Consider the following 18,111-nt stretch of genomic DNA (forward strand, 5'->3'; position numbering starts at 1 on the left):
GCACACCTCTTTTTTGTCGGAAGCTCCCTCCTTGCAGGAGAAGCCGGCTCCACGTCACAAGAAGCCGGCATACAGAGACCGCCCCCTCCGACCGAGGCCCGGCCTCTGCCACAGGCACTGCCGTCCGTCAGGCCTTTGCCTTGCGCCGGGCAAGGAAGTTCCTGTAGATCTTCTTCACCTGCGGTGCCAGAAGCACGATACCGACCAGGTTGGGGATGACCATCAGACCGTTGAATGTATCGGCAAGCTCCCATACGATGTCAGCCGCAAAGAGACAGCCGACGAAGATGCAGCCGACGACGACCCCGCGGAAAGGCTTCACCCCCTTCTTGCCGAACATGAACTTGATGTTCATCTCGGCGAACATATACCAGCCGATGATGGTCGTGAAGGCGAAGAACAGCAGACTGACGGCCAGGAATATGATGCCGCTCTCTCCGAACGCCGTCTCGAAGCCGGCCTGCGTAATGGCGACCGACTTCAAAGCCGTATTCTCGAAAGAACCGGTCAGCATGATGACAAAGGCGGTCGACGAACAGATGAGCACCGTGTCGACGAACACACCCGCCATGGCCACGAAGCCCTGCTCCGACGGATCCTTCACATCGGCAAGCGCATGGGCATGAGGAGTAGAGCCCATACCGGCCTCATTGGAGAACAGGCCGCGGGCCACGCCATACCGGATGGCATACTTCATCACCGTTCCGGCCGCACCGCCGCCGGCCGCCTCCATCGAGAAGGCATCGTGGAAAATCGTGCGGAAGACGTAAGGCAGATGGTCGGCGAACATGAAGATGATGACCAGTGAACCAATGATGTAAACGACCGCCATGAACGGTACGAGCAGCTCGGCGAGGGAGGTGATGCGCCGCTGTCCGCCGATAATGACGACGGCGACCACCGCCGCCAGCACGAAGCCTACGATGTAGGGAGAAATGTGGAAGGCGTTTGTCAGGGCAATGGAGATGGAATTGGCCTGTACCATATTGCCTACACAGCCCAGGGCGAAGACAATGGCAATCGAGAAGAACACGGCCAGTTACTTGCTGCCCAGACCGTAATAGAGGTAGTAGGCGGAACCGCCCACCGTCTCGCCGTGGTACTCTTTCTTGTACTTCTGCGCCAGCACGGCCTCGGAGAAGATCGTACTCATGCCCAGCAGGGCGGACAGCCACATCCAGAAGATGGCTCCCATGCCGCCGGTGGCGATGGCGGTCGCCACGCCGCCGATGTTTCCCGTACCGACCTGTGCCGCCACGGCCGTGGCAAGTGCCTGGAAGGAACTGACCTTGTTCTCGCCGGGATTCTTCTTCTTGAAGACAGACCCGAAGGCATACTTGAACGCCAGGTTCAAATGCCTGATCTGCGGGAATCCAAGATAAACCGTGTAGAAAATGCCTACACCCAGCAAGCATACATGAGAAAATGATTCCATAGCAACTCGTTAAACGCTTTCACGATGTCTAAAGCAGTCATAGTTTTGTTTAGATTTTGATATTAGTAACAGAAAGCGGCGTATCCGCTGCCCGATTGTCTGTGACTTCCAAAGAATAAATTTCGGCGCAAATATAATATTAATTCTGACACAATGCAAGTATATCAGATGGAAAAACAAAAGATTATAGAAATTCATGCCTCGCTTGCAGACGGATGATAGTTTTTGATATATGGACAATGACAAGCAGTGCCTGAAAAAACAAGGGATTGCCAAGACTTAGCGGGCATGGCCTCCGATGCGAAGCTCCCTTTCAACAGGCTTCGCCATATCGTCCGATGCAAGCAGCCCCCTTTCCTTCCAAGGAATGAGGCGATGCCGAAAGCAGACTCCGTCTTGACAGGCTGGACTCCTCCAACAGAAACAGACTGTTTCAACACGCATTCCCAAGTGAGGAAACGGCCTTCCTCCGTTAAATGCGTGGATGCTTTCCGTATGGCTTTAACAGGAAAACCGGAGTGATTCATTTCGGATAGTCATACCCTGCAAGCGTATAAGCCTTTATCCTTTCCAATCTACGCATTTAACGGAAGAACCGGAAACGGCCTTCTATGTCTTCCGTGAACCCTGCCGCCAGACAGGAAGCCGCCAAGCCGTTCATCTGCATTCCGCCACGCCCTCCTCCTTTCATGGCAAGCCGTCCGCTCTACGGCGGCAGACCGCAAGGGTGTGAACGCCCGACACGGATGGCATTCACCGCCCGCCCGACCGGTGGCGGACACCGGCACACCGGCGGAAGGGGGAAAGCCGGTCCGTCCCGGCCGCCGTCCTCCACCGTCCGTACTGTGATGCCGAAGGCACGGTCATCCGTCAACCGACTTCCGATACTGCCTTTTGATTTCCTCCTCGACCTCCTCCAGTGTCTCTTTGCCGCCCAGCAGGCTCCTGACGAACCGGTAGCCGAGCCAGATCAGCACCATGCCGACGAGCGCAAGGAGATATTGCAGGAGAATATTCTTTACGAGCGTCTTCATAAAGTTCTCGCAGATGACGAAGCCGGCGATGAAGACGACATAGTCTGTCCAGCCCCAGCTGCTGTAACTGCGTGCAATGCGTTGATACGTTTCGTTGTTGGCGAGAACCTTGTCACGGTTCTCCGCCCATTTCACTTCAAATTCTTCGTTGGTCATGATGATGAATGGTGATTGGCAATGGCAGGACTGTCAGCGGCGGCAGGCGATGCAGGACGAGAAGGAAAGGGGACGGCAAGCAATGGCGGGAGGGAGAGCGTCGCCCTACACTTTCATCAACTCGCTCATCACCGAGTCGCTGACATAGATGCCTTTGCGGGTAAGGTGCAGCCATCCGCCTTTTTCTTCCAGCAGCCCCTGCCGCTGCAGCGGCAGGGCAAGGTGCATGAGGTAGGTGCGGTATGCGGCGGAGAGCGAGGCGAGTTCTATACCCTCGCAGGTGCGGAGAGCCGTCAGTACCGTGTCGTTGTAATGAGTGTCAGCATCGATCCGCTCCTCCTCGCACGGCAGCCGGTCTTCCCGGATGGCGTCCATGTAGGCCCTGATGTCCGATACGTTCCAGCTCCGTTTTCCGTTGCCGTATGAGTGGGCGGCGGCACCGATGCCGATGTAAGGGACATCATGCCAGTACGCACTGTTGTGCCGGGAACGGAAAGGACTGGGGAATTTGAGGTTTGAGGTTTGAGGTTTGAGATTTGAGGTTTGAGGTTTGAGGTTTGAGGTTTGGGCTTTGAGGGCCGGGCTTTCATCGTCGGGAGCAGGCGTGAGCCGGGCGAAGTTGCTGATTTCATAATGCTCGTAGCCGGCATCCCCCAGCCGGTCGACGAGCGTGTCGTACATCTGCCGGTAAAGTTCGTCATCAATCTCCCGGATCTTCCCGGCCCGGAGAAGGCGGTGGAGCGGCGTCCCCTCCTCGTACATGAGGCTGTAGGCGGAGACATGCTCGACATCCAGTTCGAGCAGGCGGTCAATGTCTTCGTTCCACTCTTCGAGCGTCTCGTCCGGAAAGCCGAACATCAGGTCCACGGAGATGTTTCCGATGCCGGCCTCCCGCAGGCGGCTGACCGCCGTTCCCACCTCCTCTGCCGTATGCCGGCGATGGAGGAACCGCAGGCGGCGGTCAGAGAAAGTCTGCGCCCCCATGGAGATGCGGTTGACAGGCAGCGAGTGCAGGCTGCGGGCGAAGGGCACGGTCACATCGTCGGGATTGCACTCCATGGTGATCTCCATGGGAGCGGCGGATCCGCTGCGGCCGCCCCCCCCGCCCCACCGGTTCTCCGTGCGGTACACCCTCCCGATTGTCCGGAACAGCTTCTGAAGGCTCGGGAACGAAAGCTGCGAGGGCGTGCCCCCGCCCAGATAGATGCTGGACAGCTCCGCCGGTGCTCCGCCGTCCCTGCCGCCTTCCTTCAGTTCCATTTCATGGCAGAGGGCATCCACATACCGCTCTTCGACCGGGTGTGCCCCGACCCTTTCGGACGGGACGGTAGAATAAAAGCCGCAGTAGATGCAGCGGCTGGCACAGAAAGGGATGTGTATGTAAAGTCCTGCCATGATGCCGGGGATACGTATATATATAATATGTGAAACACGATAAGCACTGCAAATGTACTAATAAGTTTTAAAAGATAGTACTTTTCCAGCAGGAACTTTTGGCACTCTCGCAGGAAATGCCTAACTTAGACGGCTGAAAAGACGAGTTCCGGCTTGTCCCATGAGACGAATAAGCAAATTATTACTAACAGCTTAAATCTATCAGATATGAGAGTATATCAGACAAACGAGATCAAGAACATTGCCTTGGTCGGCAGTGCGGGTAGCGGCAAGACGACGCTTGCCGAAAGTATGTTGTTCGAAGCTGGTGTAATCAAACGCCGCGGAACGGTTGAGGCAAAGAACACGGTCAGCGACTATTTCCCTGTCGAGCAGGAATACGGCTACTCGGTGTTCCCGACGGTGTTCCATGTAGAGTGGAACAACAAGAAGCTGAACATCATCGACTGCCCGGGCAGCGACGACTTCATCGGCGGCGCCATCACGGCACTGAACGTGACCGACGAGGCCGTCATCCTCATCAACGGACAGTACGGTCCGGAGGTAGGCACACAGAACAACTTCCGTTATACCGAGAAGCTCAAGAAACCTGTCATCTTCCTGATCAACCAGCTGGATTCCGACAAGTGCGACTTCGACAACCTCATCTCCAACATGAAGGAGATCTACGGATCGAAGTGCGTGCCGGTGCAATACCCTATCGAGACCGGACCGGGATTCAACAGTCTGATAGATGTCCTGCTGATGAAGAAATACAGCTGGAAGCCGGAAGGCGGCGAGCCGACCGTCGAGGACATTCCGGCCGACCAGATGGACAAGGCGATGGAACTGCACAAGGCGCTCGTCGAGGCGGCTGCCGAGAACGACGAAGGGCTGATGGAGAAGTTCTTTGAAGAGGAGACCCTCACGGAAGACGAACTGCGCGAGGGCATCCGCAAGGGGCTTGTCACCCGCTCCATCTTCCCGGTCTTCTGCGTATGCGCCGGCAAGAGCATGGGTGTGCGCCGCCTGATGGAGTTCCTGGGCAACGTCGTTCCGTTCGTCGACGAGATGCCGAAGATACACAACACGCGCGGCGAGGAGGTCGCTCCGGACAGCAAGGGTCCGGAGTCGCTTTACTTCTTCAAGACGGGCATGGAACCGCACATCGGTGAAGTGAGCTACTTCAAGGTGATGAGCGGATGCGTGAAACCGGGCGACGACCTGACCAATGCCGACCGCGGATCGAAAGAACGCATGGGGCAGATCTATGCCTGCGCCGGTGCCAACCGCATCCCGGTAGAGCAGCTGAATGCCGGCGACCTGGGCTGCACGGTGAAGCTGAAGGACGTGAAGACGGGCAATACCCTGAACGGAAAAGGCGCTGACCAGCGTTTCGACTTCATCAAGTACCCCAACTCCAAGTACTCACGTGCCATCGAAGCGAAGAACTCCCAGGACACGGAGAAGCTCATGGCCGCCCTGCTGAAGATGCGGCAGGAAGACCCGACATGGGTGGTGGAGCAGAGCAAGGAACTCCGGCAGACCATCGTCCACGGACAGGGAGAGTTCCATCTCCGTACCCTGAAATGGCGGCTGGAGAACAACGAGAAGCTGCAGGTTGTCTTCAAAGAGCCCAAGATTCCTTACCGGGAGACGATTACCAAACAGGCAAAGGCCGAATACCGCCACAAGAAGCAGAGCGGCGGTGCCGGCCAGTTCGGCGAAGTCCACCTGATCGTCGAACCCTACGCAGAAGGAATGCCGGACCCGACAACCTACAAGTTCAACGGACAGGAGTTCAAGATGAACATCAAGGGGCGCGAGGAGCGCGACCTGCCCTGGGGCGGCAAGCTCGTCTTCATCAATTCCGTTGTCGGCGGTGCCATCGACGCCCGCTTCATGCCGGCTATCCTGAAAGGTGTGATGGACTGCATGGAACGCGGGCCGCTGACGGGCAGCTATGCACGTGATGTCCGTGTGATCGTCCACGACGGCAAGATGCACCCGGTCGACTCCAACGAGCTTTCCTTCACCCTGGCAGCCCGCCATGCCTTCTCGGACGCCTTCAAGGCGGCAGGCCCGAAGATTCTCGAGCCTATCTACGACCTGGAGGTATTCGTGCCCGGCGACTACATGGGCGACGTGATGAGCGACCTGCAGGGCCGGCGTGCCATGATCATGGGCATGGACTCTGAAGCCGGTTACCAGAAGCTGCAGGCGAAGATTCCACTGAAGGAACTTTCCAATTACAGCATCTCGCTGAGCTCGCTTACGGGCGGCCGTGCGAGCTTCACGACCAAGTTCGCAAGCTATGAGCTGGTTCCGAACGACCTCCAGCAGAAGCTGATTGCCGAGCATGAGGCGGAAGTGAAGGAAGAGGAAGAATAAGACGGAAGAGGGGGAGAATTCCCTCCGTCCGGCAGACAAGCATGAGAGAGGGTGTGTCAGGACGACTGTCAGCAGCAGTCATCCCGGCACACCCTCTTCCGTTGCCACCGGGCAGGCGGCACGTCCGTTTCCTCTGTACGGCCGGCCCCGCCCGCATCGTCCGCCCGGCCCCGGACAGGCACGCCAATGGGAAACGGATATATCAGATTTATTCCCATATCATCGGTGTTTGTAAACTGTTTTCATGCAATGCAAAGCAACACATGCCCTTCTGGCTTCTAAAAGGTGCCTGATTGACTTGCAGCAGGTGCTCGCTTAGCGTGTTGCCAACGCCCTTTTGAAGTCCAATCAGGCACCTTTTCGGGGCGGCTTGGCAAGCAATTGATTTACTGCTGTTTGCAGACTTGCTTTTGGCACGTGTCTTTTATATTTGCAGCTGATTTATCCGAAGTTATGTAATGGTTTTTCAAAACCTTGTCTGTATTTTCAACGCATGAAAATGAAAAGGCTTTTGTATCAGAGGATGACAATAGAATAGACAGACAAGACCGTCCTGGCTATGTTTTTGTTGAATGAATCACTTCGGTCTTTCCGCTAAAGCCAAACGGAAAGCATCCACGCATTTAACGGAAGAACCTCAAATAAGGCATACGCTGAAAGTCCACCGGATGGACTTTCAGCGTATGCCCTTATCGTCTGCCGCATCTCTTCCCTGCGGCAGGGTTTCCTGTCCGTTACGGTCTCGGCCGGCTACCGTTCCCTTCTCCCTCCACAAGCTGGAGAAGCCGGAACCGTCTTCTTACAGCAGCGCCTCAATCTCACGGGCGATATGTTCGATCTTCTCCGTCGGTTCGAAGCGGGCAACGACCTGCCCCTTCTTGTTGATCAGGAACTTGGTGAAGTTCCATTTGATGTCCGCCTTCTCCTTGTAGTCAGGGTCGGCTTCGGAGAGCATCTTGTCGAGAACAGGATAAAGCTCGTGCGTCTCGTCCCAGCCGGCAAACCCCTTCTGCTCCTTGAGGAACTTGAAAAGCGGATCGGCATCGTCGCCGTTCACCTTCACCTTCTTGAAGCGCGGGAACTCCGTACCGTAAGTGAGCTTGCAGAACTGATGGATACTCTCGTCAGTACCCGGAGCCTGCTGCCCGAACTGGTTGCAGGGGAAATCGAGAACCTCAAAGCCCTGTGCATGGTACTTCTCGTAGAGTGCTTCCAGCTGGTCGTAGGTCGGGGTGAAGCCGCACTTGGTGGCTGTGTTGACAATAAGCAGCACCTCGTTCGCATACTCTTTCAATGATACTTCCTTACCTTTTCTGTCCTTGACAGAGAATTCATAAACTGTTCTCATTTCTGTTTTTATCGTCTCTTTATGTAAAATGCCTGTTTGGTTACACGTTGCAAATGTACGAATTTTATTTTGTTTTCAACTTCATTGTCCGAAAGATTTTATCGGAACGGACGCAGGGCAGAACCAGCCGGCGCGGACCCGGACGGCCGCCGGACGTTCCGTAAAGCGCCAGGCCGCCGGCTCATCCGACGCAGAGAGGACTTACAGGAGTGCCAGCACACAGCCGATGACGGCAAGCACGACAAGGGTGATGAAGATACGGACAAGGCAGCCGGTCACTTTCCTGACGAGAAAGAGGCCGAGCACAAGTGCCGCAAGCAGGGCGATGTAAAGCTGTAGATGTTCCATGGGGAAAGCCGTTCTCTGTTATTTGAACAGATGCCGGAATGCGGTCGGAACCGGCGTCTCGAACTCCATACGCTGATGGTTCACCGGATGATAGAAGCAGAGCACATAGGCGTGCAGGCAGAGCCGGTGCAGCGGGTCATCGCCGTTGCCGTACTTCACATCGCCGCAGACAGGATGCCCCATGTCGGCCGAATGGACACGGATCTGGTTCTTCCGTCCCGTCTCCAGCCGGTATTCCACGAGACTGTGCGCCACCGTGCGGTCGAGGACACGGAAATGGGTGACGGCGTACTTGCCGCCATTGTCTACCGGAGAGCTGTAAGTGACATACGCCTTGTTGTCCTTCAGCCAGTTGGCGACCGTCCCCTCCTCCTGTTCCATCTCACCGCTCACGACAGCGATATAACGGCGGTCGTAGACGATGTTGTGCCAGTCGCGCTCCAGAAGCTGTTCGGTCTGCATGTCCTTGGCGTAGATCATCAGGCCGGACGTGTCACGGTCGAGACGATGCACCACGTGCGCCGTACACTTCTGCCGGGTCATGCGGAAATAATCGTCAAGGACGGTCTTCACGTTCAGCGAGGCGTGCCCGGCGGCCATCGAGAGGATTCCGGTGTTCTTCTCTACGACCACGAGAAAACGGTCTTCGTAGACGATCTTCACATACCGGCTGCGGAACTGGTCGTTCTTCTTGCTCTTGCTGACCGATACCTTGTCGCCCGCCTGCAGCGGATGGTCGAACTGCGTGACGCACTTGCCGTTCACTTTGATGCCGCGGTTCTGCAGCGTCGCCTTCACCTTGCTCCTGCTCTCCTTCAGATTCGCCAGCAGCCATTCGAGCAGCGGTGCCGACTCCGCCACCCGGTAATGTGCATATTTCTCCTGCGTGTAGGGATTCTTTCTTATCATGCTGCAAATGTACAAAGAATAAATAGAACAGCAATCCATTTTACGGCACAATCTGCCGGACCGCAGCCAGCCGCCGCCTGCAATGCAGGAGAATCCATGCGATACGGCTTATTGAAGAGAAAGAGACCGGGCGGCTGCAGGGAACGGACAGGGAACGACCGGAGGAGAGCCCCCATCCGCCCGCTGTCCCCCCGGATGAACAGAGGATGCGCCATCGGGGGTACCCTGTCCGCAGGAAAATCCCTGCAGGGCGGACGGCATCCGGGAAGATGAGGCAGAGCGTTCCCCGCCGGACAGAGCCGTCCGGTCTGTCCGGCAGCCTTCCGTCCCGTCCGCACGTCTACAACTTGTAGACAGAGGTGTCCTTGAAAGCCTGCCGGTTGAACCGGTACAGGGCGGCACCCCGCTTGCTTGTGACCTTGTCGATGAGGTCGGTCTTCTCGATGAAGTCGGTCTGCTTGATGCGTTTCCGGAAATTCCGCTTGTCGACCTCCGTCCCGAGAATCGCCTCGTGGACGTGCTGCAGCTGTGTGAGGGTGAACAGTTCCGGCAGCAGGCTGAGGCTGACCGGGGTTCTGTTGAGCAGCTTGCGGAGCTGGCTCAATGCCATCTGCACCATGGCGATGTGGTCGCCGTAAAGCTCGGGGATCTTGTCGATGTCCACCCACTGCAGGTCGTTCTTCTCCAGCAGCTGCCGGTCGTAATCCGGTGCGTTGATGAGTGCGCAGTAGGCGATCGATATGACGCGGTCGCCGGGATCTCGGTCAGTCTCCCCGAAGGCGCCCACCTGCAGCATATAGATGTCCTTGATGCCCGTACACTGGCAGAGCACCCGGTTGGCGGCCTGCTTGAGGCTCTCGTCTTCCCTGACGAAGCCGCCGTACAGGGACAGCTTCCCGCTTCCCGGTTCTACCTTCCGTTTGCCGACAAGCAGTCTGAGCTTCTTGTTCTCGAAACCTAATACGATGCAGTCCACCGATACCAGAATCTTAGGTTCTCCCTTGTAGTATTCGTTCATGTTGTAGATTTTTTGATTAGCGATGTAATGTTGTTTCCTTTACATGGTACAGATCCACATCCGGCAGACGGCTCCAGACATGAAGAGCTGAATCCCTCGCGAGGAATCCAGCTCTTCCGTGTTTCCGTCCTGTGTGTCGTCCCTGCGAGAGGGACCTCATGTCCAGATGTAGAAGGCGTTTCAGCACACTTTGTGCGAACCCTCACTGATGACCACGGGATATACCTCGGGGGCGTGGCCATACTTCGCATTGAACTTCTCGGTCGCATCGGCGACGAACCTGTCGTACAGCTCGTCCTTGACGAGGTTGATGGTGCAGCCGCCGAAGCCGCCGCCCATGATGCGCGAGCCGGTCACGCCGTTCTCACGGGCGAGGTCGTTGAGGAAATCGAGTTCCTCGCAGCTTACCTCGTACTCCTTGCTGAGGCCGTGGTGGGTCTCGTACATCTTCTTTCCGACGGTCTCGTAGTCGCCTGCCACGAGGGCGTCGCAGACAGCGAGGACACGGTCCTTCTCGCCCAGCACGAAGTGGGCACGTCTGTAGTCTTCGGCGCTGACTTCCGCCTTCACGGCCTCCAGCTCGTCCCAGTCGGCATCCCGCAGCGTCTCGAACTTCTTGCCGGGGAAGTGCCTGCCCAGTGCGGCGACGACGTTCTCGCAGCTTCTGCGGCGGTCGTTGTAGGGGCTTCCTGCCAGTTCGTGCTTCACCTTCGAGTTGACGAGCACCAGCCTGTACCCCTTTGGACTGAACGGGAAGTACTCGAACTCACGACTGCGGCAGTCCAGGCGCATCAACTTCCCTTCCTGTCCGAAGACGCTTGCGAACTGGTCCATGATCCCGCAGTTCACGCCGATGTACTTGTGCTCCGTAGCCTGTCCGGCGAGGGCGATGTCCCATTTCGACACCTTGTTGTCGGCAAACAGGTCGTTCAGCGCACAGCCGAAGCAGCTCTCCATGGCTGCCGATGAGCTCATGCCGGCACCGAGAGGGACGTCGCCGGCAAAGGCGATGTTGAAGCCTTTCACGTCGACGCCGAGTGCCTTGAACTCCTGTACCATGCCGTAGATGAAGCGGGCCCATGTGGCGCGCGGCCCCTTCGGGTCGTCTACTTTGAACTCCACCCGGTCCTTGAGGTCGATGGAGTAGCACATCACGGTGTCCGTACCGTTGGGGCGCACTTCCGCCATGATGCCCTTGTCTACGGCACCGGGGAAGACGAAACCGCCGTTGTAGTCGGTGTGCTCGCCGATGAGGTTGATACGTCCCGGCGAGAAGTAGATGCTGCCGGTCTTGCCGTCGAAATGTTTGATGAAACGGCTTCTTACAAATTCTATATCCATGTCAGTAAGGTTTTTAATTGTTTGTCAGCGTTATGTGATAAGGCAGGTGCCGGGAATCCTCTTCGATGGGGATTTGCCGCCGTTTTCTTTCAATCCTTTTTCACCGGCCGTGAACCTGCCAGCGCATAGAAGAGCATGTAGCCCAGCATGGCGACAATCAGCCAGTAGCTCTGGATGTCGCCGACTTTGGTCGCCGTCAGGTTCTGGATCAGCGGCATGACGCCGCCGCCGACAACCATCGTCATGAAGAGGCCGGAAGCAGTCGCGGTGTACTTGCCAAGTCCTTCCGTCGCAAGGTTGAAGATGACACCCCACATGACGGACGTGCAGATACCGCAGAGAATGATGAGCAGCACCTTTGTCGGCACCTCCGCCCGGATCAGCGTGCTCTCGGCCAGATCGGGTACGGTCAGGCTCATCTTGCTTGTCTCCGGCATGAAGATGGCGACAAGGAGGAGGACGATGGCCACGGAGGAAGTCACAGTGAGCTGCATACGGGAGGACACCTTGCCGCTGATGAAGGCACTCACGAAGCGGCCGACGAGCATCAGCAGCCAGTATACACCGGCTATCAGACCGGCGATGACGGCACTGCCGAGCACACCGCCCTCTGCCACCGGCTCGCTGAGGTAGAACAGGAGCTGGCCGGGGATGCCGACCTCGATGCCTACGTAGAAGAAGATGGCTACGATGCCGAGTACCAGCTGGCGGTAGCCCAGTGCGCCCTTGATGCCGGCCAGCACGTCCGACTTCTCCGTCTCAGGCTCTGTCAGCTGTGTGAACCATACGATGACGAACGATGCGGCGAAGATGGCGAGGGCGATGAGCAGCAGCGGCGTGACCGCCTTGAGGGAGGTGTCCTTCGTGATCTCGCTGATCATGGAGCCGGCCAGCATCGGGGTCAGCGTGGCAGCGAGCGAGTTCAGCGAACCGCCGGTCTGGATGAGCTGGTTGCCGCGGTTGCCGCCGCCGCCGAGCAGGTTCAGCATCGGGTTGACGACCGTGTTCAGGATGCAGACGCAGAAGCCGCATACGAAGGCGCCGAGCAGGTAGACGACATACGTGCCGAGGGCATCTCCGTCCATCGTACTGGAAACATACTGGATGGCGATGCCGACGAAGCCGAGGGCCAGGGCGACGAGGGCGGTCTTCTTGTAACCGTATCTGGTAATCATCATGCCTGCGGGAATGCCCATGAACAGGTAGGCGGCAAAGTTCATCATGTTGCCCATCATGCCGGCCCATTCATAGTGCTGCTTCCAGATGGTGCCGAACGGTGCGGCCATGTTGGTGACGAATGCGATCATCGCAAACAGGAACATCATGGTGATGATGGCCACCAGCGTCCCTCTTTTCTTTGTTTGATTTTCCATTTTTATGTTTATTGATTTGATTCTATGCGGGTTGCCTATTTCTCCACCCCGAACTTATAGATGGTCTTCTGCGTGTATTCCCGGCCCGGCTCCAGTACGACCGACGGGAAGTAAGGATGATTGGGACTGTCAGGGAAGTGCTGTGCCTCGAAGCAGATGGCACTCCGGCGCGGGAAGGTCGCCCCGTGCTGCCCCTTGAAGCCGTCGGCCCAGTTGTGGGTATAGACCTGTACACCCGGCTCGGTGGTATAGACCTCCATCGTCCTGCCGCTCTCCGGCTCTCTGATGCGGGCCGCGAACGACAGCTCGCCCTCCTCCTTCTTGTTCAGGACGAAGCAGTGGTCGTAGCCGGCACCGATTCTTATCTGTTCGTTGTCGGCGTCAATGTCCTGCCCGACCGGTTTCGGCGTGCGGAAGTCGAACGGCGTGCCGGCCACCTTCAGGATCTCGCCCGTCGGGATGGAAGTCTCGTCGATGGGGAGGTAGAAGTCGGCGTTGACCTGACACTCCAGGTTGTCCACAGTCGGCGTGGGATCGGCGATGCCGGCCAGCGAGAAGAAGCCGTGGCTGGTAAGGTTGAGGACCGTTCTTTTGTTGGTTTTGGCAGAATACTTGATGACAAGCTCGTCATCGTCAGTGAAGGAGTAGGCCACCCAGACTTCCAACTCGCCGCTGAACCCTTCTTCTCCATAAGGAGAGGTGTACTTCAGCACGACAGCGTGCCCGTTTACCTGCGTGGCATCCCATACCTTCGCATTGAATCCTTTCCGCCCGCCGTGCAATGCGTTGGGGCCGTTGTTGACGGCGATGTGGTATTCCTTTCCGTTCAGCTGGAAGCAGCCTCTGGCAATGCGGTTGCCGTAGCGGCCGATGAGGGTGGAGAGATAAGGCTCCGGGGAGTTGATGACGTCCTGGATGTTGTCATGCCCCTGTATGACGTTCGCCAGCCTGCCGTCTCTGTCGGGAACCATGATGGCGACGATGGCTCCGCCGTAGTTGGTGACGGCAACCTCGTTGCCCTTGGCATTCCGGAGTACGTAGAGGTCAGTCTTCTTGCCGTCGATCGTGGCCTGGAAGTCCTCTCTCTTCATGCCACAAGCATATCGCGTCTCTTCGCTGTTTACCATGATGTTTTGTTTTTAGTTACTGTCCAATGACCTGCAAAGTAAATAAAAATAAACGGAAACAGCAAACGAAATGCAGGAAATAAGCCTTTTGGGGTGTGTTAAAAACAATTAACCCTCCACCCGGGGGTGTCTGCGTGCTCTGCTGCTGCCGGTATGCGTTCGTGCAGGAGGTCCGCCTCCTCTGGCCTGTCTGCACAAATCTGCCCGATTTCCGCCGGCTGCTCCCTGCATCCGTCGGACGCTGTCCGGGCAACAGAACAGACCGGGGGCAGACCGGACAGAATCTTCCGGATCCTCACGATGGGAAAAGGTCGAAATGATTTCCGTTCCTCAAAAGAAAAGAAAAAGGTATTTCCTTTATCCGGGATGCAAAAAACAACAGTATCTTATGGGCGGTTTACTGACTATTCAAGGAGCAATGCGACCGGCCGTCGGCTATTGCCGACGCACCGGATATCATCCTCGGTTTCGTAGCCGCTTTCACGGCATCGCAAGTCCGAAACAAAACAAAACACTTGCTCTCTTCATTCTTTCGAGTGAAGAGAACCGGTGTTTTATGGCTTGATAATCAGCCGAAACACATTGCCGTATGAGAAACTTTTATTATCTTTGACACAGCTAACAGAATCCATTTGAAGACAAGACGAACTGATAATTAAAAATGTATGAAAGCTGAATTACTCTTCTTTTCCTACTTCTTTCTGCTCAGTTGCACAACAGGAAAGAGAAAGGCGGCAACCTTCCGCTCTCAATACGACACCGTATATATTTATGCGAAGGACGAGAAAGGACAGAAGATTTTCAATGTCATTTCCGAGAAGGCGGTAACAGACAACGGCGACCTGCTGTTTGACAAGGTAAGGACAGAGCGTCCGAGACAACTGAATCACAAAGAGTTTGAACTTGCCAGAACGGTTGTCAGGAAACATATCAAGGCGCATCAAGATGAGTACCTGCCCTTTGATTCTTATTTCCAGCAATATCTGGGCTACGAAAAGGGGGGTGCTTTGATGGCTGATGTCATCTTGTTTTCAGATTACAGAATCATCTATCAGAAAGGGGGCGCAGGCATTGCCCGCGAAGATTACAGAATCAAATTCAGATTTCTCAAGGAACTCGGGAAAGAGCGTAAGACGCTGACCGTAAACATAGACAAAGGAATTGTAGTCAAGAAGCAGGAGGTTCCCGAAGGACCGGCTTAATCCTTTGTCCGCACGAACGCAACAGCTTTCTCCCCATGCCACAACAGTCCTCTGACAACCAGCACACTGTCGTGCAGCTCTACAACCTCACAGCGGATGGCGTTCTTTCCGTCATACATCAGAAAAAGCGAGTCGTCCGAAAAACAGTAACTCCTGAACCACCTGCAGGTATCCCCTATCCCCGGGTCGTATGCCACAGCAGAATCCGTCACCTCAAGTGTCGGATACATGCCGACAGCTGTCTTTTCCACACCTCTCCAGTTCCCTGCAAACTCTTTGGGACAGACCGGCCCGTGCTTTCTGCCGCAACCGCAGAGCAGAACCGATAAAAGAACAGAATATAACAGGTATCTCATACTGCACGATTTTACAGGAAACAGCAGACAAGACAAATCCAAGTCCCATCAACAGCCGCCCAGAACACGCCAATACCATAACTCATCGGAGTATGAAACGAGTTCCTCAGCATAAAATTGTGCGGAACAACACTTTTCTTTTAATAAGAACATAACCGGCTGCCCAGCTGAACACACGCCCTTGCAATCTGAATTTTATTTACAAAGTAATTACGCATTAACTTCTGAAAACAGAAAAAGCAACCTGAGCCTCCTACCCCACAACAAACAAGCAATCAGACATTTACATTCCTCAAAAGAACAGGTGCTTAATTGGACGCTTACAGGGCGTTGGTAAGCCTCCAGTTAACGCCCTTTCGCACCGCAAGTAAGGCCTAATTCAATCGCAATTAACCGTATATCCACTCTCCTGACTTGAATTTTTATTACATCATAAGGGATGAGACGGATTAACAGGTTGCTTGCCATGGGGGAAGAAAGAGGAACCTTAATTCCGCAATAAAATACGCAATTTATTGTTAATGTGTTTAATAGCTCTCTGAGAAATAATTAATTAATTCTTATGACCTACTTACCATGTAAGTGCGTAAGCCTTTATTCCCAATCTATGTATTTAACGGAAAAACCGTATTGTTTTACCGCAGGAAGTGTTAATTCCGCGCATTTCCGGTTCTGTTATGTTTCTTTTTTGTATTTTTGCCCTATCCTAACAATATAACCACAGTGTATGAGCATGATGAAGACAGTCTTGAAAGCAGCGATATTCTCAGTATTATTCCTTTCCGGGGGAAACCTGGCAGCGCAGGTTTCACCTGTCCGGCTGGGTGTCCGTCTGGGTGGCGGAATGTCTGTCAATAAGGGAATAAACAAGATTCTCGTTCCGGAGGATTATTATTCCAATTACAATTTCAAAGACAAGTGGCAGCTTACTCCGACTGTCGGAGTGTTCGCACAGTATCATGTCACCGGTTCCATTATAGGTGTTGAAGGCGGATTCAACTATTGGCAGAAGGCATCACGGCTTGTCTATAATGATAATAAGGGGCTGGACTACAAGGTTACACCCCGTTATAATTACATCGGCGTATCTGCTCTGCTGAAGATCTATCCCTGGCGCAAAGGCTTCAACATCTCAATCGGCGGACGTGCGGGTGCCAACCTTAATGGCAAGGGCATATCTTACGGGAGTAATCAAGAAGACAGTAAGTTTGCAAACTATCATTTTGCCACTGTCGCAGAGACGGAACGGCTGATGAAGGAGAAACTGACAGGGCAGCCGGATATAGCCCTCGGCGGTGGCTTCGGGTATGAAATGGGCGCGCACTGGGCTGTGGACTTTCGTTATTTCTATGGTGTCAACCCAACGATAAAGACCGAGACGAATGACTATAACTGGGCAGAGCACTCTACTCATAGCCAGAATATAGAACTCTGCGTGAGTTATCTTTTCAATCTGTAAATCATTGTAATGCCCTATGAATAGCAGATTAAACAGACGGAACTGCCGTCTTTTCAGTATTACATTCGTTGTGTCTGCAATCGTCTTCGCTGCAATGGGTTGCAAAAATGACAAACCGGAACAGGTACAGGAAGTTCAGCAACCCATTAAAAGCAACCATTCTACGCCCTTGCCTCCACCTGTCATCAAAGATGAGCAGCCTCCTTTGCCTGAACAGAACGTCCCCAGGCATATATATAACAAGGTGAAGAGCCGGACACATTATACAGCAAAGAAAAAAACGAAAGGAAGTCATAAACATCATTCACTGCAAAAGACAAAGCATGCCAAAAAGACATCACGTATCAAGGGACAAGGCGTTTTCGCTTCGGTCCCTGTATCAGACGGGACTGATAATATAAACAATCCGCAAAATAAAAACACGGAATCGCCCCAGCAGACTGTGATCAAGGGAGAGGATAATATTTCCGGAGACAAAACGGAAAGCAACATCTCAACGAATCCTTCCAACACGGAACGTAATTCTTCAGACGTCCAAAGGCATTCTTTCCCTCACAGGCACCTGTTCCGTGTAGGACTTCGCACGGGCATCGGTTACTCAAAGATAACGGGATTAAGCAGTATTGTTGAAAACCATGACGTACGCCCTGCTTTCACAATGAGTGAACGTGGTGGTATAAATCCTCGTATCGGCATCTTTGGCACATGGCAATATCGTAGATTAGGTGCTGAGCTTGGCATTGACTACATCCGTGTTCTCAGCAAGCTGACGGAGCGCAAGATACCTGAAAATGTAACCGAGACCACACGGTTTCATTATGATTTCATTGCCCCGCAAGTCCTGTTCCGATTCTACGCTTTCCCGAAGTTCTATATGGGGGCAGGAATTAGTGCTGCTATTCCGTTCGGCAGCCGTAACATCGACTTCACCAATGACCGCGTTGGAGAGGTGTACCGGCAGCAGGCGGAACGCACGCAGGACCACCTGAGGGAATCCGTCAAGGCACGGGCGGCGTTCGTTCCTGCCATAAAGATCGGCTATGTTGATGCAAAGAACGGTCTGGAGGCCGGACTGGAATACGGTTTCGGATTCAATGACATGCTCCGCACCTGCGCCAATGACTACGGGTATCAGGAACGTACGAACAATCTGCAGACTGTCAGCCTTACCATCGGGTACAGTCTTCCTCTCGGAAAAGCCAAATAAACAGCATCCTCGAATCATATTAAAACAGTCTCT

14 protein-coding genes and 1 pseudogene are annotated in these 18,111 nt (G+C 54.6%); 4 read left to right on the forward strand and 11 right to left on the reverse strand.

Annotated features, from left to right (window positions below; all coding sequences use genetic code 11):
• Positions 1–127: 127 nt before the first annotated feature.
• From J4864_RS08480 to J4864_RS08490, 3 genes and pseudogenes are all read right to left on the reverse strand, one after another.
• Positions 128–1,476 (reverse strand): annotated as a pseudogene (locus tag J4864_RS08480) (alanine/glycine:cation symporter family protein).
• Between the two features lie 822 nt (positions 1,477–2,298).
• Complete coding sequence (locus J4864_RS08485) at positions 2,299–2,625, reverse strand: hypothetical protein (protein WP_007366837.1); 327 nt, start codon at positions 2,623–2,625, stop codon at positions 2,299–2,301.
• A gap of 105 nt (positions 2,626–2,730) precedes the next feature.
• Entirely contained in the window at positions 2,731–4,020 is a 1,290-nt protein-coding gene (locus J4864_RS08490; protein WP_211815306.1) for a coproporphyrinogen-III oxidase family protein, read from the reverse strand.
• A 207-nt stretch (positions 4,021–4,227) separates the two neighbouring features.
• Between J4864_RS08490 and J4864_RS08495 the strand changes: the two genes are divergently transcribed.
• Entirely contained in the window at positions 4,228–6,390 is a 2,163-nt protein-coding gene (locus tag J4864_RS08495) for an elongation factor G2 (protein ID WP_007366840.1), read from the forward strand.
• A gap of 799 nt (positions 6,391–7,189) precedes the next feature.
• Here the strand turns inward: J4864_RS08495 and J4864_RS08500 are convergent.
• The 7 genes from J4864_RS08500 to J4864_RS08530 all read right to left on the reverse strand — a co-directional run bounded on the left by J4864_RS08500 (position 7,190) and on the right by J4864_RS08530 (position 13,854).
• Complete coding sequence (locus tag J4864_RS08500; RefSeq protein WP_007366842.1) at positions 7,190–7,738, reverse strand: glutathione peroxidase; 549 nt, start codon at positions 7,736–7,738, stop codon at positions 7,190–7,192.
• A gap of 201 nt (positions 7,739–7,939) precedes the next feature.
• Positions 7,940–8,086, reverse strand: coding sequence for a hypothetical protein (locus tag J4864_RS08505; protein ID WP_169309939.1), 147 nt, complete (start codon positions 8,084–8,086; stop codon positions 7,940–7,942).
• 18 nt (positions 8,087–8,104) lie between these two features.
• A complete protein-coding gene (locus J4864_RS08510; protein ID WP_211815307.1) occupies positions 8,105–8,995 on the reverse strand; it encodes an RluA family pseudouridine synthase in 891 nt (296 codons plus the stop codon).
• A 340-nt stretch (positions 8,996–9,335) separates the two neighbouring features.
• Entirely contained in the window at positions 9,336–10,013 is a 678-nt protein-coding gene (locus tag J4864_RS08515; protein WP_007366846.1) for an NUDIX hydrolase, read from the reverse strand.
• A gap of 180 nt (positions 10,014–10,193) precedes the next feature.
• A complete protein-coding gene (gene galK, locus J4864_RS08520; protein ID WP_211815308.1) occupies positions 10,194–11,354 on the reverse strand; it encodes a galactokinase in 1,161 nt (386 codons plus the stop codon).
• 89 nt (positions 11,355–11,443) lie between these two features.
• Entirely contained in the window at positions 11,444–12,727 is a 1,284-nt protein-coding gene (locus J4864_RS08525; RefSeq protein WP_007366848.1) for an MFS transporter, read from the reverse strand.
• Positions 12,728–12,762: 35 nt separating this feature from the next.
• Entirely contained in the window at positions 12,763–13,854 is a 1,092-nt protein-coding gene (locus J4864_RS08530) for an aldose epimerase family protein (RefSeq protein WP_211815309.1), read from the reverse strand.
• Positions 13,855–14,519: 665 nt separating this feature from the next.
• Between J4864_RS08530 and J4864_RS08535 the strand changes: the two genes are divergently transcribed.
• Entirely contained in the window at positions 14,520–15,056 is a 537-nt protein-coding gene (locus J4864_RS08535; RefSeq protein WP_211815310.1) for a hypothetical protein, read from the forward strand.
• Here the strand turns inward: J4864_RS08535 and J4864_RS08540 are convergent.
• Positions 15,053–15,412 (reverse strand): hypothetical protein, encoded by a 360-nt coding sequence (locus J4864_RS08540; protein WP_211815311.1) that lies wholly within the window; start codon positions 15,410–15,412, stop codon positions 15,053–15,055. The genes J4864_RS08535 and J4864_RS08540 overlap by 4 nt on opposite strands.
• Before the next feature lie 736 nt (positions 15,413–16,148).
• On the opposite strand from J4864_RS08540, the gene J4864_RS08545 reads away from it, so the two are divergent.
• Both J4864_RS08545 and J4864_RS11980 read left to right on the forward strand, forming a co-directional pair.
• On the forward strand, positions 16,149–16,871 hold the full coding sequence (locus J4864_RS08545) for a porin family protein (RefSeq protein WP_211815395.1): 723 nt from the start codon (positions 16,149–16,151) through the stop codon (positions 16,869–16,871).
• 70 nt (positions 16,872–16,941) lie between these two features.
• Entirely contained in the window at positions 16,942–18,078 is a 1,137-nt protein-coding gene (locus tag J4864_RS11980; RefSeq protein WP_211815396.1) for a porin family protein, read from the forward strand.
• Positions 18,079–18,111: the final 33 nt, after the last annotated feature.

The sequence above is a fragment of the Prevotella multiformis genome (assembly GCF_018127985.1).
GTDB lineage: Bacteria > Bacteroidota > Bacteroidia > Bacteroidales > Bacteroidaceae > Prevotella > Prevotella multiformis.